Origin of the sequence: Paraglaciecola sp. 2405UD69-4, assembly GCF_047525415.1 — a bacterium.
In the GTDB taxonomy this organism is placed as follows: Bacteria; Pseudomonadota; Gammaproteobacteria; order Enterobacterales; family Alteromonadaceae; genus Paraglaciecola.
Genome location: NZ_JBLIXM010000001.1, coordinates 795,433 through 817,737 on the forward strand (window position 1 = coordinate 795,433; position 22,305 = coordinate 817,737).

At 39.7% G+C, this 22,305-nt stretch carries 23 protein-coding genes; 16 read left to right on the forward strand and 7 right to left on the reverse strand.

The features are described from left to right. The first annotated feature begins 25 nt into the window (after nt 1-25). Together ACMUMK_RS03545 and ACMUMK_RS03550 are read left to right on the forward strand one after the other, a co-directional pair. Nucleotides 26-619: a hypothetical protein gene (locus ACMUMK_RS03545; protein ID WP_414699742.1), complete on the forward strand. Its 594-nt coding sequence runs from the start codon at nt 26-28 to the stop codon at nt 617-619. A 57-nt stretch (nt 620-676) separates the two neighbouring features. Then, entirely contained in the window at nt 677-1,684 is a 1,008-nt protein-coding gene (locus ACMUMK_RS03550) for a phospholipase A (RefSeq protein WP_414699743.1), read from the forward strand. A gap of 17 nt (nt 1,685-1,701) precedes the next feature. On the opposite strand, the gene ACMUMK_RS03555 is transcribed toward ACMUMK_RS03550, so the two are convergent. From ACMUMK_RS03555 to ACMUMK_RS03565, 3 genes are all read right to left on the reverse strand, one after another. Continuing rightward, nucleotides 1,702-2,697: a zinc transporter ZntB gene (locus tag ACMUMK_RS03555; RefSeq protein WP_414699744.1), complete on the reverse strand. Its 996-nt coding sequence runs from the start codon at nt 2,695-2,697 to the stop codon at nt 1,702-1,704. Next, nucleotides 2,698-3,582 (reverse strand): mechanosensitive ion channel family protein, encoded by an 885-nt coding sequence (locus ACMUMK_RS03560; RefSeq protein ID WP_414699745.1) that lies wholly within the window; start codon nt 3,580-3,582, stop codon nt 2,698-2,700. A 299-nt stretch (nt 3,583-3,881) separates the two neighbouring features. Further along, nucleotides 3,882-4,127 (reverse strand): hypothetical protein, encoded by a 246-nt coding sequence (locus tag ACMUMK_RS03565; protein WP_414699746.1) that lies wholly within the window; start codon nt 4,125-4,127, stop codon nt 3,882-3,884. Nucleotides 4,128-4,320: 193 nt separating this feature from the next. Between ACMUMK_RS03565 and ACMUMK_RS03570 the strand changes: the two genes are divergently transcribed. The 9 genes from ACMUMK_RS03570 to ACMUMK_RS03610 all read left to right on the forward strand — a co-directional run bounded on the left by ACMUMK_RS03570 (nt 4,321) and on the right by ACMUMK_RS03610 (nt 13,887). Further along, on the forward strand, nt 4,321-4,755 hold the full coding sequence (locus tag ACMUMK_RS03570; RefSeq protein ID WP_414699747.1) for a hypothetical protein: 435 nt from the start codon (nt 4,321-4,323) through the stop codon (nt 4,753-4,755). A 94-nt stretch (nt 4,756-4,849) separates the two neighbouring features. Next, nucleotides 4,850-5,539, forward strand: coding sequence for a response regulator transcription factor (locus tag ACMUMK_RS03575; RefSeq protein WP_414699748.1), 690 nt, complete (start codon nt 4,850-4,852; stop codon nt 5,537-5,539). Beyond that, nucleotides 5,536-6,927 (forward strand): histidine kinase sensor domain-containing protein, encoded by a 1,392-nt coding sequence (locus ACMUMK_RS03580; protein WP_414699749.1) that lies wholly within the window; start codon nt 5,536-5,538, stop codon nt 6,925-6,927. The genes ACMUMK_RS03575 and ACMUMK_RS03580 overlap by 4 nt, the downstream gene beginning before the upstream one ends. Nucleotides 6,928-7,094: 167 nt before the next feature. Continuing rightward, nucleotides 7,095-8,228, forward strand: coding sequence for a PepSY-associated TM helix domain-containing protein (locus tag ACMUMK_RS03585; RefSeq protein ID WP_414699750.1), 1,134 nt, complete (start codon nt 7,095-7,097; stop codon nt 8,226-8,228). Between the two features lie 120 nt (nt 8,229-8,348). After that, on the forward strand, nt 8,349-10,388 hold the full coding sequence (locus tag ACMUMK_RS03590) for a TonB-dependent receptor (RefSeq protein WP_414699751.1): 2,040 nt from the start codon (nt 8,349-8,351) through the stop codon (nt 10,386-10,388). A 320-nt stretch (nt 10,389-10,708) separates the two neighbouring features. Then, nucleotides 10,709-10,885 carry a DUF1328 domain-containing protein gene (locus ACMUMK_RS03595; protein WP_414699752.1) on the forward strand — a complete coding sequence of 59 codons (177 nt, stop codon included), beginning with the start codon at nt 10,709-10,711 and terminating at the stop codon, nt 10,883-10,885. A gap of 47 nt (nt 10,886-10,932) precedes the next feature. Then, the gene (locus ACMUMK_RS03600; RefSeq protein WP_414699753.1) at nt 10,933-11,124 is read left to right on the forward strand and encodes a hypothetical protein; all 192 of its coding nucleotides are present in this window, start codon (nt 10,933-10,935) and stop codon (nt 11,122-11,124) included. Nucleotides 11,125-11,276: 152 nt separating this feature from the next. After that, a complete protein-coding gene (locus ACMUMK_RS03605; protein WP_414699754.1) occupies nt 11,277-12,206 on the forward strand; it encodes a phospholipase A in 930 nt (309 codons plus the stop codon). 58 nt (nt 12,207-12,264) lie between these two features. Then, nucleotides 12,265-13,887 (forward strand): diacylglycerol kinase family protein, encoded by a 1,623-nt coding sequence (locus tag ACMUMK_RS03610; RefSeq protein ID WP_414699755.1) that lies wholly within the window; start codon nt 12,265-12,267, stop codon nt 13,885-13,887. 118 nt (nt 13,888-14,005) lie between these two features. On the opposite strand, the gene ACMUMK_RS03615 is transcribed toward ACMUMK_RS03610, so the two are convergent. Beyond that, the gene (locus tag ACMUMK_RS03615; RefSeq protein ID WP_414699756.1) at nt 14,006-14,923 is read right to left on the reverse strand and encodes a mechanosensitive ion channel family protein; all 918 of its coding nucleotides are present in this window, start codon (nt 14,921-14,923) and stop codon (nt 14,006-14,008) included. 369 nt (nt 14,924-15,292) lie between these two features. On the opposite strand from ACMUMK_RS03615, the gene ACMUMK_RS03620 reads away from it, so the two are divergent. The 5 genes from ACMUMK_RS03620 to ACMUMK_RS03640 all read left to right on the forward strand — a co-directional run bounded on the left by ACMUMK_RS03620 (nt 15,293) and on the right by ACMUMK_RS03640 (nt 18,322). After that, on the forward strand, nt 15,293-15,613 hold the full coding sequence (locus ACMUMK_RS03620) for a DUF883 domain-containing protein (protein WP_414699757.1): 321 nt from the start codon (nt 15,293-15,295) through the stop codon (nt 15,611-15,613). 9 nt (nt 15,614-15,622) lie between these two features. Further along, nucleotides 15,623-16,048 (forward strand): hypothetical protein, encoded by a 426-nt coding sequence (locus ACMUMK_RS03625; RefSeq protein ID WP_414699758.1) that lies wholly within the window; start codon nt 15,623-15,625, stop codon nt 16,046-16,048. 2 nt (nt 16,049-16,050) lie between these two features. Beyond that, nucleotides 16,051-16,296, forward strand: coding sequence for a hypothetical protein (locus tag ACMUMK_RS03630; RefSeq protein WP_414699759.1), 246 nt, complete (start codon nt 16,051-16,053; stop codon nt 16,294-16,296). 226 nt (nt 16,297-16,522) lie between these two features. Beyond that, entirely contained in the window at nt 16,523-17,092 is a 570-nt protein-coding gene (locus ACMUMK_RS03635) for a BON domain-containing protein (RefSeq protein ID WP_414699760.1), read from the forward strand. A gap of 264 nt (nt 17,093-17,356) precedes the next feature. Next, nucleotides 17,357-18,322: a diguanylate cyclase gene (locus tag ACMUMK_RS03640; RefSeq protein ID WP_414699761.1), complete on the forward strand. Its 966-nt coding sequence runs from the start codon at nt 17,357-17,359 to the stop codon at nt 18,320-18,322. A gap of 25 nt (nt 18,323-18,347) precedes the next feature. Here the strand turns inward: ACMUMK_RS03640 and ACMUMK_RS03645 are convergent, their stop codons facing one another. From ACMUMK_RS03645 to ACMUMK_RS03655, 3 genes are read right to left on the reverse strand one after another with little or no spacing between them, the layout of a single operon-like run. Beyond that, a complete protein-coding gene (locus ACMUMK_RS03645) occupies nt 18,348-20,327 on the reverse strand; it encodes a response regulator (RefSeq protein ID WP_414699762.1) in 1,980 nt (659 codons plus the stop codon). 25 nt (nt 20,328-20,352) lie between these two features. Next, nucleotides 20,353-20,811 (reverse strand): response regulator, encoded by a 459-nt coding sequence (locus tag ACMUMK_RS03650; protein WP_414699763.1) that lies wholly within the window; start codon nt 20,809-20,811, stop codon nt 20,353-20,355. Then, the gene (locus tag ACMUMK_RS03655) at nt 20,811-22,304 is read right to left on the reverse strand and encodes a sensor histidine kinase (RefSeq protein WP_414699764.1); all 1,494 of its coding nucleotides are present in this window, start codon (nt 22,302-22,304) and stop codon (nt 20,811-20,813) included. Before ACMUMK_RS03655 ends, ACMUMK_RS03650 begins: the two co-directional genes overlap by 1 nt. Between the last annotated feature and the right edge of the window lies 1 nt (nt 22,305).

Sequence of the window (22,305 nt, forward strand, 5' to 3'; positions counted from 1 at the left end):
TAGGTCTGTTAATAAGGATATTCAATTGAAAAACTATTTACTAAGCTCGATCATCATGTTGCTATGCATGGCGTGTAATGACTCTACAGACTTACCTAAGCAAGAATTTGCAGATGAATACCAGCTCGCTGATTTCAAACTGAGCGATGCCTATATTTATTGGGAAATTAGGCGAGGTAATCTTTATAGTCAAGAAGACCAAGCTGATGAAGTACTGACTCAATTTGATGCCGAAATTTATACTGATTTAAGTACAGAGCAGGTTGCTCTTTTAGATACTGCAGATACCAACAATGGCTATGACGCACAGTGTTTACCTGAATATTGCCCTATTTATGGAGTGGCGCTACTAAATGACTCAAGTTTTGTGATTGAGTCTATGACTGACTTAGTAGATTTTTTTGGAGACATAGATACAGAAGCTGAGTTATATCATCTTCTTGCAATTGATTATTCTGTGCCCGAAACATTTGAAGAAAATGATGAAGGTTATAGAGTAGTGATTGCTTGGAATAACCTATGTGGGCTTAAAGGAACAAACCTAATTCAAGTTTACCCAGATGGCAGCCAGGAGTTAATCAAAGAGCTAACCACAGAAGAAACTGGGGTATGTGTATAATTGCTGTTACATGGTGATTAGGCTGTATTTTTTGTTGTTTGAATTTGGAAAGTAGTAGTGAAATTAAGTAAAAGTTTGTTGTTAATATGTGCGCTAGGAATGTCTAATTCTGGTTTGGGACAATCTGAATCCCTGAATGAGGAATCGCCAGAAGACGCTGTTATCAATGGCTGTGTCCTTAAGGCTTTTAAAAATGCTAAACCTGAGCAAACTATTGCAGATATCCGCAAAAAGTGCACTTATTCTAAGTCAAACCTAGTAAAAAAGAGAGTTAACCTAGAGCAACAAGCTTCAGATAACCCCTTTGCTATCCTTCCACATAAACCTAACTTTGTATTACCTGCAAGCTTAACTAGCATTAACCAAGAGCCCTATGTTGATTTACCTGTAGACTCAGAGTTAGACGATGTTGAGGTTAAGTTTCAAGTGTCCATGAAGTATAGAGTGGCACAAGATGTGATATTCAATGACTTAGATTTACAAGTTGCCTTTACCGCAACCAGCTGGTGGCAGGCATACAATGGAGCTATTTCTGCTCCTTTTAGAGAAACCAACTATGAGCCTGAGCTTATCTTTGATTACCATCACTCTTGGTCGTTATTAGGTTTGCCAGTAGAGATGACAACTTTATCGTTTAATCATCAATCTAACGGGCAAACTGGTTCATTATCCCGTAGCTGGAACCGTATTATTTTAGGCTTCACCTTTGCAGCCACCGAAAAAATGCTATGGGGCTTTAGAACTTGGTATCGCATTCCAGAAGAAGAAAAAAAGTCACCTTTAGATGCAAGCGGTGATGATAACCCAGATATTGAAAAATACATGGGTTATGGTGAGTTAGGTGGTTTGTGGAGTATTTCTGATAAGCATTCTTTAGAAATAATGCTACGTAATAATCTTCGCAGTGATAACAAAGGTGCCATTCAATTGGGCTGGTCTTTTCCAATCAACGATAAAATACAGGGATATGTTGAGTATTTTAATGGTTATGGTGAAAGCTTAATTTATTACAATTACCACACTCAGCGATTAGGTATAGGGTTTAAAATGACCAACTGGCTGTAGTGGTTTTAGTTATGCCACTAAAACCACTTTTTCCATACCATGGCGAGCAGTAATACAATGGCCAACAGCAACATACTGACAGTTAAATAAGTAAATGCCTTGGGCTCTTCTGTGCCTGGTAATCCTCCGACATTCATACCAAAAATGCCTGTTAAAAATGACAAAGGTAAAAAGATTGCGGTAACAAGAGACAATACATACATACGCATACCTTGTTGCTCAGCAATACGGTTGCGTAACTCATCTTGCAGCACCATGGCCCGCTCTTTGGCTAGGTCCAAATCTTCAACATATCTAGTCATTCTGTCGGTTTGGTCCCGTAATTCAAACATTTGTGCTTGAGTCAGTGATTTATTAAACCGGTAAATTGCATCTAAAGCGTCTCTTTGAGGGGCTAAGTAACGGCGAATAGCAGCTGCTTGTCTGCGAATATTCGAGAGCTTTAGGCGATCATGTTTAGTCGATTGTTCTTGGGCTTCAAACTCTGTTAACTCTTCATCTAGTAAGTCAACGGTTTCACTAATACGGTCAGCTATTTTAGTAATGATATCTAGCATTAAGTCTGCTGGCGTATCCGGAACTACCCCTCTATCTATTTCTGTTTTTACATCCATTAATGACAGCAGTTTACGGTCTTTACGTCTCGCAGAAATAAGTTCATCTTTGGTTAGCCATATCCGCAAAGACACCATGTCCTCTGGATCAGCATCTGGGTTGCGGTTGATCCCTCTTAAGTAAATCAGCATGCCATCACCAAATAGCAAGGCTTTAGGGCGAGTTTCTGAGGTACATAATGCTTCGACTATCTCTTCTTTTAATCCCAAACTTTGCAAACAACTCATAGAGTCTGGAGAGTCGGCTTGTATGTGCACCCAACGAAACCCTTGGGGCTGGTCAGTTTGCGCTAACTCGTTTAAGTCTTCGGTAACAGGTGTGGCTGTTTCTGAAATCTTATAGGCCCATAATACTGAATTGGGCATATTTGGTGTTTTAGGCTCAGCTAGTGTAGTCATTTAGAGGGTTTCTTTATGTTGTTTGCTATCAGAGTTAGAAACTAATTGTAATTGACCGTCCACATGTATATCTCTTTGAGGAAAGGCTATAACAATACCATGCTCTGCGAACAGCTCATCGATGGCAAAACGAACATTGCTGCGTATCACTCGCAAGTCTCGATCAACTGTGGCGTTTATCCAAAAATAGGTTTCAAAAACTAAGGCGTTATCACCAAAGTCTTCAAACAAGACCACAGGCGCTGGGTCTTTGAGAATATCGTCTTGATCTGTCACTGCTTGATTGATGAGTTCTTTGACTTTTGTGGCTGGTGAGCCGTATGCCACACCAACTTTTACCATGGTACGGGTGAGTGTGTCGATAAGTGTCCAGTTTACCACTGTATTTTCGAGCAGTTTACTATTAGGGATCAGCATATGAACGCCATCTATTCTCCTTATTCTGGTGGAGCGAGTATTGATGCTCTCGACACGGCCTCTTGCATTTTCTACTTCCAAAAAGTCACCAATACGAATAGGCCGCTCCCACATCAAAATCCAACCACTTATGAAGTTATTAATAATATTTTGGGCACCAAACCCCACACCTATAGCAATTGCACCAGATAAAAATGCAAAGGCTGTGATAGGCACATTGAGAATGTCGAGTGTGGTGATTGTGATGATGATAATCGCAATTATGTATGTAATGCGCTTAACCAGATGAACAATATCGGCATTGGCTCCATTGGCAATTAATCGAGCAACCAACTTTTTTACCAACCAATTCGTTAGTACCACACCAACAAATAATAAAATGGGTGTAAAGATCAGTCCGCCAACCGTGAAAGGTTGTTCATACAAGGTGAATATTACTTGATTGAGAGTATTGGTGATGTCATCCATTTAACTTAAGGTTTCATAAAAAGTAAAAATAATTAATGGATATCATAGGGTGGATTTAGCTTATCACCAATAAAAATCGTTAGTTTTGTAAACCTTAGCTGTGATGCTTGGAATTACCAGAGCTTATGGGGGTATAAATATTCACTTTTAGGTGATTGTGAATGACAGCAAAGAGAGGAATTCGGTATTAGTAAGTCACTAAAGGTTCTTTTTACTGGGCCAAATATTGTTAAACATTAACAAAAAATCTGAGCAGTTTTTATAATAAAAGTTACTCAAAATATACTTAACAATATTAGTTAACTTGCCTTTATCCCTGTGGGTTTGCTTGATTTTTTGCTTAGTTTACATAGGTATTTTAACAACCCAAGTACACACCAAATGCCAATGAAAAATGCCAAATCAACTAACAGGTAAGTAAGCACTTCATATTCTTTTAGTTGTTGTATAGGGTTTGCGTATGTTGGTGTGTTTAAAAGCAAAGTAGATATACATACTAAGACTTTGTTGGTTAACCGAGTCTGACCTAGTTTTAACCCTTTCATTTTTAATTCCCCTGAATTATTCCTTAATCTTCTTCATTTCTTAAATCGATTGAATGTTTTCTGGGTACTTCCAAATCCCAAGTTAAATTTAGCTGATAATCTTCATAGTTGCAAATAAGAATTATTATCATTAAGATTATTTTAGAAGTGAAGTAATCAAAGGTGCGTCACATAATGAGTAGGAGAGAATCTAATGAGTATAAATTTTTTGTGTCCTGACCATAGAAACTGGGTGTACTTTCATCCACAAGAAGCCTTGTCTTATCTAGATGATGCTCAAGGGGTAGGAGAAAAGCTGTTAAGAGAAAAAGATTGGCAAGAGGCTACCGCATATTTAGGCTGCGCCTTCGAAACAACAGAAATTCTAATGGAACTACAAGGGGCAACAAAATCATTTTTACTGGGGAGGCTCACCGTATTAGCATCTATGCTGGCAAATGCTTTTTATCATCAAAAAGCCTATCAGTATCAAGAGCAAATTATCACTCAAGCCAAGGCTAATTTGCACACTGCTGCCCAGGCTTCTTTGGGAAATAAGCCCCGATTAGCTTACATTCAAGAATGCATTGCATCACTTAAAGCCGACTTGGTGGTAAGACCAAGTGCTGAAGGTGTGACACTTCACTAGTGACGCTTGGTCAACACATTCTAGTGTCAAAAATATTCAGGTTTGTTACAATCTTAATGATAATAGTTATCAATTAAATTAACTAGGCAGTAAAATGGCACAAGCACATATACTGATTATTGAAGATGATCAGGTTTTAAATAACCAGTTAGCAGAGCTGCTGTCGGGCAAAGGATTTGTTACCGAACAATGTCATGACGGTGAACAAGGCTTGCTCACTGCACTAAAAAGAAAATTTGATTTAATTTTATTAGATGTATTGCTCCCTTCTTTAGATGGTTTTTCTGTTTTAAATCAGTTACGCAATGTTAGTCAAACACCTGTGATGATGCTGACCGCCTGCGGCGCAGAGCAGGAGCGTATTGAGGGATACAGTAAGGGAGCTGACGATTATTTGCCTAAGCCCTTTAATTTGATGGAATTGATGTTACGTATCGATGTGCTGTTGAGGCGAACCTCAAGCTATTCAATCAATCAAACCCAAAAAAATCATATATCAGCCGACGGTTTATACCTTGATAGAGTTAAGCAAAAAATTACATTTGCTAATAATGAAATCGTTTTAACTCCTTTGCAGTTTCGTTTAATTTGGGCCTTAGCTGATAATCAGGAGCAGGTACTAAGTAAACCTCTTTTGTATCAAACTGTCCTTGATAAAGCCTTTAGTCGATATGATAGAACCCTAGACATGCATATTAGCCGTGTCCGCAAAAAGCTGGTTGATGCAGGTATGTCACCTGATCGGTTAGCAACTGTTCATGGCAAAGGATATGTATTTAAATGAAAAACCGTTTGCTGCTAAAGCTGTGTATTATCATAGGTTTTGGGACTGTACTGCTTTTTGCTGCTGTTGATATGCTTGCCACTAAAACAGAGCAAACCATGAGCTCTATTTCCGAGTTACATAAACAAGAATTGCGTGACTTAGGAAAGCAAGCCGAAGACGTTTATACCAGTCAAGGTGAGGCAGCCCTGAAACGCTGGCTAGATGAAGTACGGCACCGCGAGAATGTTTGGGTTGGGGTATTTAGGTCTAATATACAAGCCATTGCTAATTCAGAAATGGCTAGCAAGTACACTGAAGGAGTATGGTTAGGTAGAAGTGTAGAATGGTTAATACATTTACATTTTGATTATAACCCGTCGATGGATATTCCTTTTTCAGACGGGCAAACTCACCTTTTGATTGAACTACCTCAGCGGATGCGGCCCGGCGAATACCATACTTACGCGGATATCGCGATTCAGTTTGCCTTACCATTTTTACTGCTGTCACTCGTATCCATTGTGCTTTATCAACACGTTATGTCACCGCTGCGTAAACTAGAAAGTGCCACTAAGCAATTTAGTGAAGGACAATTCAATGTACGAGTAACTCCTTCAATGGGTGATAGAAATGATGAATTAACAGCCTTAGCTGCTACCTTTGACCATATGGCTGAGCGCACGAGTAGGCTGATTACCAATCAGCGTCAATTGCTTGCCGATTTATCCCATGAGCTACGCACACCCTTAACAAGAATTGATATGGCCCTTGATTTTGTAGAGCAAGATATAACACCTCAAGAGGCACTGGCAAGGTTACGTTATGAATCTTCAAATATGAGGGGCCTAGTTGAAGACGCTCTAACCCTTGCTTATTTGGACACAGAGCAACCTAAGTTAAGCAGTGATGGTTTTGATCTAGCTGAATTAATTAATGTTATCTGTGAGGATGCCCGTTTTGAGTTTCCCAATAGGAGCATAGAGATTGAGTCCATCGCTCAAGCCCCAGTTATAAAGAGCAGCCAAAGAGCATTGGGCCAAGCTCTAGAGAATATAATTCGTAACGGTCTACACCATACGCCGCCCTCATCAAGCTTACGTGTTGTTTTGAGCCAAACTGCGCAAGCTTACACAGTGTCAATTTGTGATCAGGGTACAGGTGTACCCGAACATATGCTTGAAGATATTTTTAAACCTTTCTTTCGGGTGGATAAATCTAGACTTTCATCAGAATCCCAACAAGTAGGCGATGTAAATAAAAAACGTAAAGGCTACGGTTTAGGGTTAGCCTTAGCACAACGACAAATAGAAGCCATTGGTGGGAAAATTATCGCTAAGAATAAGCTAGCAGCATCAGGTGATGTTACTGGTTTAGAAATTGAAATTATCCTTCCTCGTCTTACCTAGTTGAGTCCCTAAGCAAGAAAAGTGTAACAATTGTAAAAGTCATTTCATTTTGAGTTTTGAATACGATAATGCCAATTATTATCATTTCATAATTGCCAGATATAGACAGTGTTTGCTTGAACTTCAGGCATGTAAACTATTCAATAAGTCTTATCTGTAAGGTACTCATGTTTCGTAAATTTGTGTTTTGGTCTCACCTAGTCGTCGGCATCTGTGTTGGTTTGGTTGTGTTTATTATGTCTGTGACTGGTGTACTACTTACCTATGAAAAACAGATTAAAGAATGGGATGAAGCTCGGTTAATAAGTATGCCATTAGCTGCTGAGCACAGATTAACGACAGATCAAGTATTGGATATATTGCAACAAAAGCACCCAACAGAAACCCATTTTTACATACGCTGGGTTAATCAAGAGGGAAGGCCAATACCTGCATGGGCTGGCTCTCAGCGTTATTTGATTTCGGCCTACTCAGGAGAAATTTTACAAACTGGTCAAAGCTGGTTGGGAGAGGCATTCCATGTGATTACTGAATGGCATCGCTGGTTAGGTATGCATGGTGAGGAAAAGGCTATCGGTAAAGGGATTACCGCATACAGTAATTTGTTGTTTTTGTTTTTAATCATCTCCGGTGCTTATTTATGGTTACCCAGAAACATGAGGTGGTCAGCTTTAAAGTCCAACTTTTTATTTAAAAAGCACAGTACTAATCGCCATGCAAAATACTATAACTGGCATCATGTTTTTGGATTTTGGGCATTAATTCCACTTTTTGTAGTGGTAAGTACAGCCACGCTATTTCACTTTGATTGGGTAAATAAGGCCTTGTACGGTATCTATGGCGAAGAGCCTGCTAAACGCCCGCAAAGAGCAGTGCTCTCATCACTGCCAGCTGGAAACCTTAGTTACGATGCTTTGTTTGAATTAGCAAAACAACATGCAGCTAAAAATACTTTAAAAGAATGGCATTCCATGTGGTTGGAGTTTGGCCGAGTAGAAGGGCAGTTACGTTTTTATATTGATCCTGGGATAGGAAATAACCCTAAAAATGCCTATGCGTTATTTTTAGATGTAGATAGCGGGAAGGTCGCCAGCGTTCAAAAGTATTCTGATTGGACACCCGGTGGCCGCGCGTGGACAGTTGGACGCTACCTACATACAGGGGAGCACTTTGGTTTACTGGGGCAAACCATAGCTGGGCTTGTGTCTCTTGCCGCTTGCTTTTTAGTGTACACAGGTTTCTTTTTATCATGGAGGCGCTTAGTTACTGAGCCCTACAAAAAGCGCATGTCGTCTAAGTGATTTTACTTTTATCCATAAGTAAGCAGGCATATGTAACAAATGTAAAAGTAATACTTTTCTCTCTTAAACTTAATGATAATGGTTTTTATTTATATTAAATCATTTGGGAAGGAGTATCTTTTGAGAAAACTAACACTACTTGGTGTGGCATGTTCATTAAGCAGCGCATTGTCCTATGCCGACACTCAGGTAAAAGACGAAACAAACGCTATTGAAAAAATTTCTGTAGTAGGAGCGGCTACGAATTTCAGTATCACAGCCGAAGAGATTGAACAATTTCAAGCTAATGACCTAGCCGATATCTTTAGAGAGTCCCCATCAATCAGTGTAGGCGGCTCAGTTGGCGTAGCGCAAAAAATATTTGTTCGAGGCTTAGAAGATGCTTATTTGAATGTCACAGTGGACGGTGCACAGCAAACATCAACCTTATTCCATCATATTGGTCGGGTCACCCTTGATCCTGACTTGTTAAAACAAATTGACGTACAAGCGGGTGCCGGTGAAGCCACTAGCGGTCCGGGTGCAATTGGCGGTTCCATACGTTTTAAAACTAAAAATGCGCAAGACCTACTACAAGGTGATGAGAGCTTTGGTGGAAGCGTTAAAGCGAATTATTTCTCAAATGATGGAACACGATATAGCGGTAGCCTATACGGAAAACTGAGTGATTCATGGGGCGTTCTTGGTTACTACAGCACGATTGACCGTGACAACATGGAAGATGGTAATGGTGATGAAATTTACGGCACAGCAGCAGACCAAGACTTAATGTTTGTCAAAGTTAGCGGCGATATAGCGGACAACCAATTTTTATCTTTAAGTTATGAAAAACGTGATGAAGAGGGTGAGTTCTCAGCAAGGCCTAATTGGGTGGTCTTAGAAGGAGCAGCGCTTTATCCAAGTGTTGCTGATCGTGAAACCATTGTTGGTAATTATCTATTAGATCACAGTGACATGGTGTACTTAGAGGCCACAGCATATCAAACAAGTTCATCATTTAGAGGTGGTCGATTTGATTGGTTAGCTGAAATTGATAGTACAGGCTTTGATATTCGCAATACCAGTGTTACACCTAACCACTCGTTTACTTATGGTATCGACTACCGCAGTGACAAGGCACAAAGTGGCCCTGCTGCAGGGAGTGTGGAAAATGAAGAAGAAGGAAGTGCGTTGGGGATTTATGCTCAAGCTCACAGTAATTTATCTCCTGAATTACTTCTGAGTTATGGTGTGCGCTTTGATGATTATGATTTTCAGCAAAGGATCCTCCTTGAAGAATATTACGGCACCCCTGTAACGGATTCTCCAGCGGCGTTAAGTGACAGCGAGTTTAGTTTTAATCTTGGCTTATCTTACGAATTGACAGACCACTGGTCACTTGCTCTTGGCTATGCTGAGGCGGCGCGGGGTAAAGAAATAGGAGATGGTTTTACCTTAGACGAATACCTCTATGACGGTGAAGACATTCCAGTGGTTGCAGACGATGTGGTACCAGAGACAGTAGAAAACCTTGAGGCATCCATTGAATACAAGCATACCAATTTGAATGCGCGATTCAGCCTATACCAATCTACTATCTATGATGTTTTGTTTAGTGGATATGAAGGTAATTCAGTTTATAACAATATTGGTGATTTAGAGTCTACAGGTATCGAATTTGACCTTGCCTATACTTGGGAAAATGTTGATTTGTTCTTTGGTTTCTCCAGTGCTGATACTGAATTGGCACCCCGTGAAGGGATCTACAATGTGGATTATCCAAGTATTGATATCAATGGCTATGAGTTTGTTGGTTTAGGAAACAGTCGCGGCAATACCTGGATACTTGGGCTAGACTATGAAGTCAATGATAATGCAAGTGTTGGCATTAATATTACTAAGGTAGATGAGATTAATATCGACACTATGCATCAGGCTGTTGATTTGGGCTGGACTGATGCCTTGTATAGACTCAACAAACCATCTTATACCACTGTTGATATTTATGGTGAGTGGAATATCACAGAGAGTTTTGCTGTAAACCTAGCTGTGACTAACCTATTTGATAAGCTTTATTTAGACCATTCAAGTGTGGGAGATTACAGTGAGGTATTTGCTTCTGTCATTGGCCCATATGAAGCAGGCAGAGACATTCGTTTGTCTGTGAGTTATGAGTTTTAAGCCTAGCTGTTTCAATAAGGCGTAAATGTTTAAAAAAAGTGGGCTGTATGAGGCCCACTTTTCGTATCTCCCCTAAGAAATGTGTGGCTTTTTGTGTTTGAGCCTACCACCTATTAGCTGTGTACAGATTTTCACGAAATTATTTCTCACCTCTAGTGTAAGTTTTACATTTAACTTACCTAATTAAATTCTAATAGTTGGCGCTATTTTATTTTTTATTCAATTAAAACAACGACTTATTTTGATTTTTGGAGTTGGAACAGATGTCGCATATAGATAACTGAACCACACATTCTTCACATATTTAAAAGGGAGTCATTATGTTAGGTTGGGCGCTAACTTTTTTTATTATTGCAATTATCGCCGCAGTATTCGGTTTTGGTGGCATTGCAGGAGCGGCGACAGGTATCGCCAAAATATTATTCTTTATCTTTGTTGTACTTTTGGTGTTGTCATTGATTTTTAATGCATTACGTGGACGTAAACCAAAAATTTAGTTTAGAGAAAAACACAGATTTATTATTTTAATTTAACGGAGAAAATCATGAAAAATTTAAAAACTATTACTACAACATTATTAGCATTAACAGCTGTATTTGCTTTGTCATCATGTGATGGAGAGGCAGAAGATGCTGGTGAAAAAATTGATAACGCAGTAACGGATGCAGGTAACGCTGTTGAAGATACATGTGAAGAGCTAAAAGAAGGCGTAAAAGCTGAAGACACTGATTGTTAATCAAGGTTATTCGTAAATAAAAAGGGCGTTACGCCCTTTTTTTATGGGTAATGGTTAATAGTCATTTGGGTCTGAAAATTCAGTGTGACGCTCTCTTTTACACATAAAGTGCTCCAACAAAACATACATGGTTAAAGAGTGGATTAAAAAGCATGAATAAAAATATACTTAAATTTTATAGTCTTATCATTGGCGGTTTTGTGTCTATTCAGACATATGCGCAAGATGTTAATTCTCAAATGATTGAAACGGAAAAAGAAGTAATAGCAAATACCGAATCTATACTCGATGTAAAAAGCGATTCGGTGAAAGAGGCGATTGCTAACCCCTTTTCCATATCCCAGCATAGGCGTAATTATTTTCTACCTTTTACCTATGCCACCAACCCAAATGCTGTAACTGTCGATGGATTAGATAGCTCAAATGTTGATAACTTTGAAGCTAAGTATCAGGTGAGTATGAAGCTGCCTTTATATATAGAGAAGGGCACCACATCTGGTCTGTATATGGGATTTACATTAAAGTCCTTTTGGCAGGTTTATAACTCAGAAGTATCCAAACCATTTAGAGAAACAAATTATGAACCAGAGGTGTATTACTCTTGGCAGAATGAGTTATCCATCCTTGGGTTTAAGTTTAATAATATTCAAGCCGGTATTAATCACCAATCTAATGGCCAGACAAACGTGTTATCTCGAAGCTGGAACCGACTTTTTGCTTCAGCCTTATTCAGTGATGACACATCTTTTTATTACATTAAAACTTGGTACCGAATTCCTGAAGATGAAAAAGAAACGCCTACTAGTGCCACAGGCGATGACAACCCAGATATCACACGCTACCTAGGCAATATTGAATTAGGCTTTGGAACAACTTGGGGAAAGACCAACATTTCAGCTTTGGTCAGAAACAACCTAAGAACCAGCAATAACAAAGGTAGTATTGAGTTAAACCTAACTTACCCTTTAACAACAAATTACGATTTGTTGTTTCAATATTTCAATGGTTATGGAGACTCACTAATTGATTACAATCGTCATCAACAAAGGGTCGGTCTGGGTGTGCAGCTCAAGTTTTTATAGCTCAGTTGGGCATTCCTAAATTTAGTCTATCTACTATTTTCGGATCTCTGAGGGACTTATGAATATCACTTATTATTATGCAATCTTGACTGTATTCGCCGCCATTGCAACCTGGCTTGCCCCCAATGTTTTCACAAAGTTGGGGTTTCTATGGCTCTTTATCTCTTTACTTGGCGTGACAGTAGCCTACATATTGGAACGGCCAAGTGTTTTTAAAAAGAATCATGACGGTTCTATTCCTTTGTTGATCCGCTGGTTATTTATCCCCTTTCTTATTGGTGTTCAGTTCTACAATACCTGGGCTAGAAAACGAGATTCTGTTCCACCCATACAAAAAATCGAAGAAAATTTATATTTAGCTTGTAGGTTATTTCCATCAGATGTGAATGAGCTAAGTGGTTATGGCGTGTCATGTGTTTTGGATGTCACTGCCGAATTTAGTGGTATTGGGTGGGTACTGTCAGATAACGAGTGGCAGTACTTAAACATTCCTGTGCTTGACCATCAAAGCCCCACCGATGCACAACTATTACACGCTATTAATTGGATTGATATTCAAAGGGCAAGAGATAAAGGCGTAGTGATACATTGCGCATTAGGGCGGGGGCGTTCAGTGCTAGTTATGGCAGCCTACTTGTTGAGTAAGCATCCTGACTGGAGTGTAGAGCAAGCTTTAAATAAAATTCAAGGGGTCAGAAAAACTGCCAATTTAAACAAAAAACAGCTTAGAAAGTTGCAACAGATTCATGATAAAGGTGGGCTTATTAACAAAGAAAAGCTTGCCATCATTGCCAATCCTGCTTCTGGCTCGGGCAAATGGTTACTTCATAAACAAGAGATCCTACAGAGGCTTTCAGTTAAGTTCGATGTACAGGTATTTGAAACAAGCCTACAAGACACTGCAATAGCGCTAACGCAACAAGCACTGAGTGAAAACTATCAAACCATAGTGGCCTGCGGTGGTGATGGAACCATAAACGAAGTGGCATCAGTTTTGGTACATACAGATGTCACTCTCGGGATGATCCCAATGGGCACCACCAATGCCCTTTGTCATGTCCTATTTGGTGTAACTAGTAAAATATTACCTATTTCGCGATGTTGCGACCTAATAATTAAGGGTGATCTGCATACAATTGACACCTTAGAGTGTAATCAAGAGCTAGTATTACTCATGGTTGGATTAGGGCTTGGTCAAAAGATGATTGAGTCTGCAAGTAGAAAAGTCAAGAATGAGTCAGGTCAGCTGGCTTATATTCAAGGCTTGTGGCAGGCCATACAACTAGATGAGGGCCTTGAACTAACCCTCACGGTGGATGACAAACCTAGCATGCCTATTCATACCACTAGCTTAGTGATTGCCAATGCTGCTCCTTTTAGTTCTATTTTGGCGCAAGGTGGAGGGGAGCCAGACTTAACAGACGGTAAGATGGATTTGACTTGGTTACCTTCTAAAGGTGAGCCCGCAGAGCAGCTTTTTAATTTTGGTGGGCTAGCAATAAATGCTATTGCTGGAACGCAGCTAAGCCAACAGTGTTTCTTTTGCCAAGGCAAAAAGGTTTCAATTACAGCAAATCGTACCATTGATTATGTAATTGACGGAGAAACGCGCAGTGCCTCTGCCCTTGATATTATTGTAAAACCTAGTTCTCTTAAGGTTGTGACTGACGTAAACGTTTAAAGTTAACTAAGCCGTTAGCTTCTTCTTAATATGAAAAAGCCAGCCCTTACATGAGTGAGGGCTGGCTTTTTTGCATTCCCACCCAGCTGAAGCTGAGTAGGATCAAAACAATCAAGGTTTAGCTATCATTAGCGGTAACAGAGTGCTTGGAACTTAACATGGTATCTAACTTCTCACCTCCTTTAGCCCCGAAGTCTAATGTTCTGATTGGGAAAGGGATCAGAATATCGGCATCTTCTAGTGTTTGCTTGGCCTTTATTACCGCTTCATGTCTGGCTTGCATAAAGCCAGTTTCTCCTGGGTAGTCTATCCAGAACCAAAGCAATAAATTAACACTGCTATCACCAAAGCCTTCTGCAAAAACAGCTGTTTCTTCCTTACGGATCACAAAGTCAAATGTGTTAATAGCATTGACTAGGAGTTCGGTGGCCCGTTTAGGATCATCGCCATATGAAATACCAATTGGAATTTCAATTCTTCGAACACCTGTACTTGAATAGTTGGTAAGAATATTTCTAAAGAGTATTTTATTTGGGATGATTTCTAACTGACCAAAGAATGTTTCAACTAAAGTGTTACGTAAGTTGATGGTCTTAACTGTGCCGAATACACCATCAGACTCCACTACGTCGCCAAGTTGAAATGGTTTACGAATCCCCATTGCAATACCGGCTATTAGGTTCTCTGTCATGTCTTGAAAGGCAAAGCCTATGGCTAAGCCAACTATACCAGCACCAGCTAATAGTGAAGTGACTGTACCTTTTAACCCTAAGAAGTCTAAGGCAATAAAGACACCGGATACAAGGATCAGCATTTTAAATATTGCAGCAAGCAGGTCTGCTATTTGCCGGGACTCTAAGGCTCTGTGTAGCCCTTGTTTTAATACTCTCCCTGCTATCCTCGCAATAATTGAAAATACAATAGTGATAACTATTGCAACCACTATGTTCGGAAGGTGTTTTATACCTGATTCTAGCCAAACCATTAACTTTTCGTTAATTAGGCTCCAAAATGATTCTATGTTTATTATTTCCATACTAAGCTCCAGTTATTAGATAAAGCTTTATAAACAATAATCATTCCTTGTTTTAACTTGTTGTATTTAAAGAATAAAATATAAATTAAAGATTTAAAAAGTCATGGTCTATGTAACATTTACACAGTGTTAGCGGCATACTTTCATTGTGATGATAACTGCACATTGTCACTGCTTAGCTGTGTAAGCAAATACTTCATTGAGGAGGGAATAATTTACACGGATGTAAAAGTATTGGACCGGTAAAATTCGAGTTTTCTTTTTAAGTATATGTAAAGTATAGCTTTTATTTAATGGTATGTGAGTTGCTTTAGTTAGGTCACTACCGAGGAATGTACTTCGGTTAGTTAACAAAACTAGGAGAACAAAATGGCGACTACAGCAAATTCTGGATCTCAAACGACGAAAGCGAAAGCAAGTAAAACTGCTACTACACCTATTGCTGAGAAGGTAACAGAAACACTACATGAATCTGTTGACACTTTGGCTGATCATGGCGCATCACTAGAGCAGAAACTTAGAGAATCTGCCAGCGATACAGCTGCCAATGTAAGTGAAAAGCAAGCCCAAGCTAAAGAGTATTGGGATGGCTCAGCAGTAGGTAAATACACTAAAGAAAATCCTTTAGCCACCGCGGGTATCGCGTTCGCTGCAGGTGTGTTGCTAACATCTTTACTTAAACGTAAGTAGGCTCACAACATGACCGCCCAAGGCTCTGAAGCCGCATCAGCGAGAGTAAAGGAGCAGCACAGTGATGCTGCTCCTCAAGATATACTTTCCTCATGGGAAAAAGTCTTTAAAGGTTATTTGGTGAAAGCTAGATTGGCAAAAGACTTAGTAGCCGCTGATCTGAGTCTTTCAGTAGAAGCTGTCATAGTCAGTGCATTATGTTTGATGACTTTGGTGGGGATTGGCTTATTGGTTTGGATAACTGTGCTTTTGGCTATAGGTTATGGGCTGGTGGCACTGGGCGCTCATTGGGTTTTTATACCGGTGACCATCATAGCTTGTAATGGTGTGTTGCTTGTTTGTGTTTATTCAATTTTCTCAAAGGCAAAAAGCTCTATCAATCTTAATGCCACTTTAAGGGTGTTGTTTGATAAAAAGCAAAGCCATAAGGAATGAGTATGTTAAACGTATTATCAAAACAGAAACGTCAGCTTGAACAAGCACAGAGTGATTATCTTGTCGCTAGTCAGTATGTAAATCGTAAGTTGAATATTGCTAAGGGCCAGACTAAGGCATTTGCTGGGTCTCCCAAAGGGCTAATATCTGCTTTTTCTGCAGGAGCAATGCTAGGCGCATCACCTTCACAGGCTAAATCTATTTCTACTTGGGCCCGATTATTTCCATTACTTTCTGAACTGTTGTAACTACCCGCTGATTTCTCACTTCCATTAGTTTACCGTTTCGATGGGGCTTAATTTGAGCCTAGCATTTGATAAACCTCACAGTGAAATGTTTACACTCTGTGTGTAAATGGGTACACATCTTAACCTGCTTTTTAGTTACTTGAAAATAATTTCCTTTAAAAACATGTGGTTACTATGTGGCATATAACTAGCATAAGCCTAAGTGAACTTGTAATAGGAGGTCATTATGAAACGTAAAATACTTACAATCATTTTTGCGACTGCTATTAGTACAACCTCATTTGGTATTCAGGCTAAAAACACATGGAAGGGTGAAGCTAAAGATGCATGGATTGATGGTAGAGCCGAGTCTGCTTTACTTTTTAATAGCAATCTAAATTCTTTCAATATCAACACAGATGTTAATCAAGGTGTTGTCATTCTTACCGGTAAAGTAAATAGCAGTGTAGAGAAGGCCTTAGCAGAGGAGTTAGTGGCTGCAATTGATGGTGTGTATGTCGTAGATAATAACTTAACCATAGGTTCTGATGAGCAAACTAGCACTAACGATAATCGAGTTTTGAATAGTTTGCAGGATTCTAAGTTAGAAGCCGGTGTTAAAGCTCGTTTGCTATTTGAGCCTGAGGTTAGTGGTTTGGATATTGAAGTAGAAGTTGAAAATGCTGTTGTAACCTTAAGTGGTGTCAGTCAAACAGGGTCCGAGCGAGATCTCGCTGTAGCGATAGCAGAGAACACTGAAGGCGTATCTGAAGTCATCAGTTTGATAAAAGTAGATGAGCTGGTGGTTAAGAACTGAACATAGCTGTTATTCAACCCGCCCATTTAATGTGCGTTTTTTTTCTTTAAAGCAGGAACCTTTCAATATGCAAAAACTCTCAAGAGTAATATCAAATTTATTTGATCCTAAAGCTGAAACAGAAAGTAGAACGTTAGATTGTATTTTAGTCAGCCACTTTAATTGGTTTGCAAGTTATGAAGCCAACGGGTTGTTAAAATGCAGATATTGCCTCGCCAATTATGGATTACCAAGCTAAGGGCTAATTTTTAGGAATTCTTTATTATGTTTGCAACGAGTAACAAAATTTTACAGGCTGAAGAGTCAGCTTATCTAGGTCGCGTATATAGAGACTTAGACCAAACCTTGTTGTTAGTGGGCTCGGGAAGAGCTCTTGAATGTCTATCATTGTCTTTTGCTAAGAGCTTTAATGTTGTTAGTGCTTCACATACTGAGGACGTACTTCAGGTAAGCAGTAATGAAGATGTGGATATGATCATTCTATATGCTGCAGACGATAAAGATATTTGGGTAGAGACTCTCAGGCAAATTCGCTCTAACTCAATGCTGAACTTTATCCCTGTGATAGTGTTAACCGAAACCAATTCTGTTAATTCGCAGCTGATTGCATTAGAACTCGGGGCGTTAGATTGCATGGTCAAGCCCGTGAATACGTTTTTGCTTAACGCCAAAATAGCCAACTACATGAAGTTAATAAAAAGTATCAAGGAACTGGAGTTGGTTTCGTGCACTGATGGCTTAACTGGGTTAGCAAATAAAATGCAGCTCAATACCAGGCTTAAAAGCGAATGGTATAGAATGAAACGAAATAACTTGCCATTGTCAGCTTTGATGGTAGACGTTGACCATTTTAAGCATTTTAACGACACATTTGGACACATAGAAGGAGATGAGTGCTTAAAGAAAGTGGCCAATGTGATTAAACAGGTAGCTGCCCGAGATTCAGATTTTGGTGCAAGATTTGGTGGTGAAGAATTTGCCATACTATTACCTAATACCGATCATGAAGGCGCAGTAAAAGTAGCAAAAGCGGTTTTGCAAAAGTTACAAGGTCTACACATACCTCATGAGTATGAAGGTAACCCATATTTGAGTGTGAGCATCGGTATTAGCAGTTGTGAGCCCCATTCTATTGAAGATATAAACCTAGATCCTATTTGGTTGTTAGAAGAAGCAGACAGCAACCTTTATAAAGCCAAACACAATGGTCGAAATTGCTATTGGGGCTAAAGTATTGGGGTTAAGTTACCGGGACTTAAGTAACTAAGGTTGCGAGTTTCTGTTTATTTAACGGCTTGAGCAAAGCTCTGTTAATGCCTTCATGCTTAAGCTGCTCTTCGCTTAGGTCTTCACCGCTAATAATGATTAGTTCATCTGTGTAGCTTGTTAGCTGGCTATGCTTTGCTAGGTCTAAGCCGTATTCGTCAGGTAAGTGTAGATCTAGTAAAATTTTATCCCATCTTTTTTCGGTTGCTAAAAGTGCTCGGCACTGTTCAGCGCTATGGGCTACCGATACTTTAGCGCCCAATGATTCTAGCAAAAGCTTAGTGATTTCTGCTGCATCTACATCATCTTCCACCAACATAATGTGATGTGATGGGGTTGAGTTATCTGCCTCATTTGCTTCAGACTTTTCATTTTCTACTCTAACTTTTTGTCCGTTTTGCGGAGCTAGTACTTTAGATAGGCTATGGTGAAGTAAAGCTTTATCCACTGGTTTTGAAATCACACCATCAAAACCAAGGGTTCTTAGCTGCTGTTCTACGCCTTTCATGGTGGCGGCGGTTAAGGCGATGATATAACCACTAAATCCTTGGTCGCGGATTGCGACTACGGCTTCTTTGCCATCCATGTGGGGCATATGTATGTCCATAATAATGGCGTCATAGGGAGTATGGTTATCTAAGTTTAAGATAGCTTTATCTAGCGCCTGCTTACCGTTTTCAGCAAAATCCACAGTTAAACCAAATGAGTTAGTAATATGGCCAATTAACATTCTAATATCAGGAATATCATCGACGACTAATATTCGTCCTTGTAATGGAGGCAGAGAGGTTTGTTTATCGTTGGCTAATTGCTTTGTTAAAGACAAAGGCGCGCAATGTTTATTGGCGGTAACACCGCATTTAACCACAGCAGTAAAGCAGCTACCTTCACCAACCGTTGAAGTAGCAGATATACTGCCATTGAATTTAGTTGCCAGCTCCGATGATATGGCCAGACCTAGCCCCGCGCCTTCTTCTTTTCTAGATACCATATCTTCCACTTGTTCAAAGGGTTGGAAAATTTTATCTATTTTTTCTGTTGGTATTCCTTGGCCTGTATCTTTTATGTCAAATTGGATTTGATACTGGTCATCTTGACGCTCTGATGTAATGACAATCTCAACTGAGCCCATATCAGTGAATTTTATGGCATTGTAAATAAGATTAATCAGTATCTGGCGTAAACGGGTCGGGTCGCTATAGATCTCATCCGGTATGGGGGTAATTGAACTTAGCCTTAATTTTATGCCTTTATCGTTTGCGGCAACTTGCATCAGGGTGTAAATGTCAACCAAAAAGCTGTTGAGGTAGATGGTGGTGGGGTTAAGCTCAAGCTTTTTAGCAGCAATCTTTGATAAATCTAGTACGTCGTTAAGTAGGCTGAGCAGGTGCTTACCATTATTTAAAATGATATTAAGCTCATCTTTTACAGGCTCAGCTTTTTGATTACCTAGCAGTAATTCTGTATAGCCTAATATTGAGGTTAATGGCGTGCGTAACTCATGGCTAAGGTGTGCTAAAAAGCGATCTTTAGAGCGGCTTTTAGTCTCAGCATTAATTCTTTCTAAGCGCTCTTTTTCAACTTCTTGGCGAGCTAGGGCATAGCGAATTGCCCTTGTGAAGCGCGGGCTATCTAGTTCATTTTTAACAATAAAGTCAACGGCTCCGGCATCTAGTGCTAGTTTATCAAGCACTTTATCCGATTGTCCGGTGAGCATTATGATAGGCACTCTGCAGCGAATTGCAGTGGAATGCTCTAATACCGTTAGGCCGTTTAAGGCACCAAGTTGATAATCTAAAAGGCAAATATCATGTTGATTACCCTTTAGCTGCTCAAGTGCTTCATGGGGCGTGGCTACCCAATCTATTTCAAAGGTATACTCATCTAGCTCTTCTAGGCAGTCTCTGGCAATGATGTAATCATCTTCGTCATCTTCTACTAAAAGAATTCGCGCGTTTTTCATTGCCATATTGATTCCGCTAGCCTTAGTAAATTTAATAGGATTGGTTGGGTAATTCTACAAACTCAATCCAATACTTACCTAGGGCTTTCATTAGATTAACTAAGCCTTCGAAATTAACAGGTTTAGTGATGTAAGACGCCGCTCCTAGTCCATACCCTTTAACCATATCTTCCTCTTGTTGAGAGGTGGTTAGAATGACAACCGGTATAGACTTAAGGTTAGGATCCGCTTTGATCTCTTTTAAGGCTTCTCTACCGTCTTTTCGGGGCATATTTAAGTCTAACAAAATTAAACTAGGCCAAGGGTATTGCTTAGTATCAGCATACTTGCCTTCACGCCTTAGGTAGTTAATTAACTCTTCGCCATCTTCAACACAGTGTAAATCGTTTAGTACACGGCTTTCTTCTAGTGCTTCTTTGGTTAGTAACCTATCATCCTCATCATCATCGGCCATTAAGATAGTGATTGGCTTTTTATTTACTTCAGTCATTATTGGTTTTCCGTGTGTTCAAAAAGAATAGGGGCTGCGGGAATAGTGACAGTAAACACTGTGCCGACTCCCAATTTACTGGTGGCGCTAATTTTACCTCCGTGTCGTTCGACTATCCGGCGACAAACAGCAAGTCCTATGCCGGTTCCTTTGTATTCAGAGCGACCATGAAGACGCTGAAAAGGAACAAATATTTTGTCTTCAAATTCTTGTTCAAATCCTATGCCGTTGTCGGTAATGGTCAGGATATGCCAATCGCTCAAAATCTTAGTGATGTCTTCGGGTATTTGCTTTTGTTCGTAAGCAATTGTGATGATAGGTGCGACATCAGGTTTTCTGAATTTTATCGCGTTAGACAGAAGATTAAGGAAGAGTTGGTACATCTGTCCTTTGTCGCCTTTGATTACGGGCAGGCTATCTAGATTAATGTGACTGCCACTTTCTTCTATCGCGATTTCTAAATCACTGAGAATATCTTCCATAATGACATTGAGGTCGACGTTAATAAATTCCTTACCTCGGGTCGTGATCCTCGAAAAGTCTAATAGATCATTTATTAAATTCGACATGCGCTCAGCGGCGGCTTTCATACGCGTAATGTAGTCAACACCTTTGCCTTCGAGCTCTTTCTCGTAGGTCGACATTAACCTATCACCAAAAGCTCTGATTTTACGCAGAGGCTCTTGCAAGTCATGGGAAGCCACAAATGCAAAGTCTTCTAATTCTCTGTTACTTCTACTGAGTTCTTCCGAATAAATGGTGAGCTCTTTAGTTCTTGCCGTGACTTGTTCAGCTAGCTTTTCGTTTTGTTCTTCTAATGATTGGCGCAACCTACTTTCATAATTAATATTCAGTTTAGCCATAAACAGCATGCCAAAGAGCAAAAGTGAGCTGGTGATACCCGACAGCCAAAAGGTGATTTTAGCTTCTTGGCGTATTTTTATGAGGTATTCGAGGCTGCTGTCACGATATTCGATTTCTGCTTCTTTTAGCTCACTTATGATACTCAAAATATCGGTATATAAATTTCTGCCTCGGCCTGTCATTACTAAGCTAATAGCACTTCTTTCTCTTTCTGCGAGTGCGAGTTTGACTGTTTTTTCGAGTTCATCTAGTTTTTCTTCACTTAGTGAAAGCAGGGTTTCAATCTTTTCACTTTGCAGAGGGTGCTGAAAGTCTTGCTCGGCCACTAGTGCCATTTGGTCGGACACTTTTCTAAGTGCTCGCCTGTATGGCATTAAATAATCATCAATTTCAGTTAATAAATAGCCTCTTTGTCCTGTCTCTGCGGACAGGATAGAGATGTGCAGATCATTTAACGCCAGCACAGACTCAGAGGTTTGATAGAGCTGTTTTTGGGTTGTTGATAATTTGCCAATGGTTTGGATGGCAATATAGGCATTACCGATAATTAGCCCAAGCACTAAAATAGCAATTACCACCCAGGTTGACAGCGAGTTATCAAACCAGCGTTTTTGATTGGTTGGTGTCATT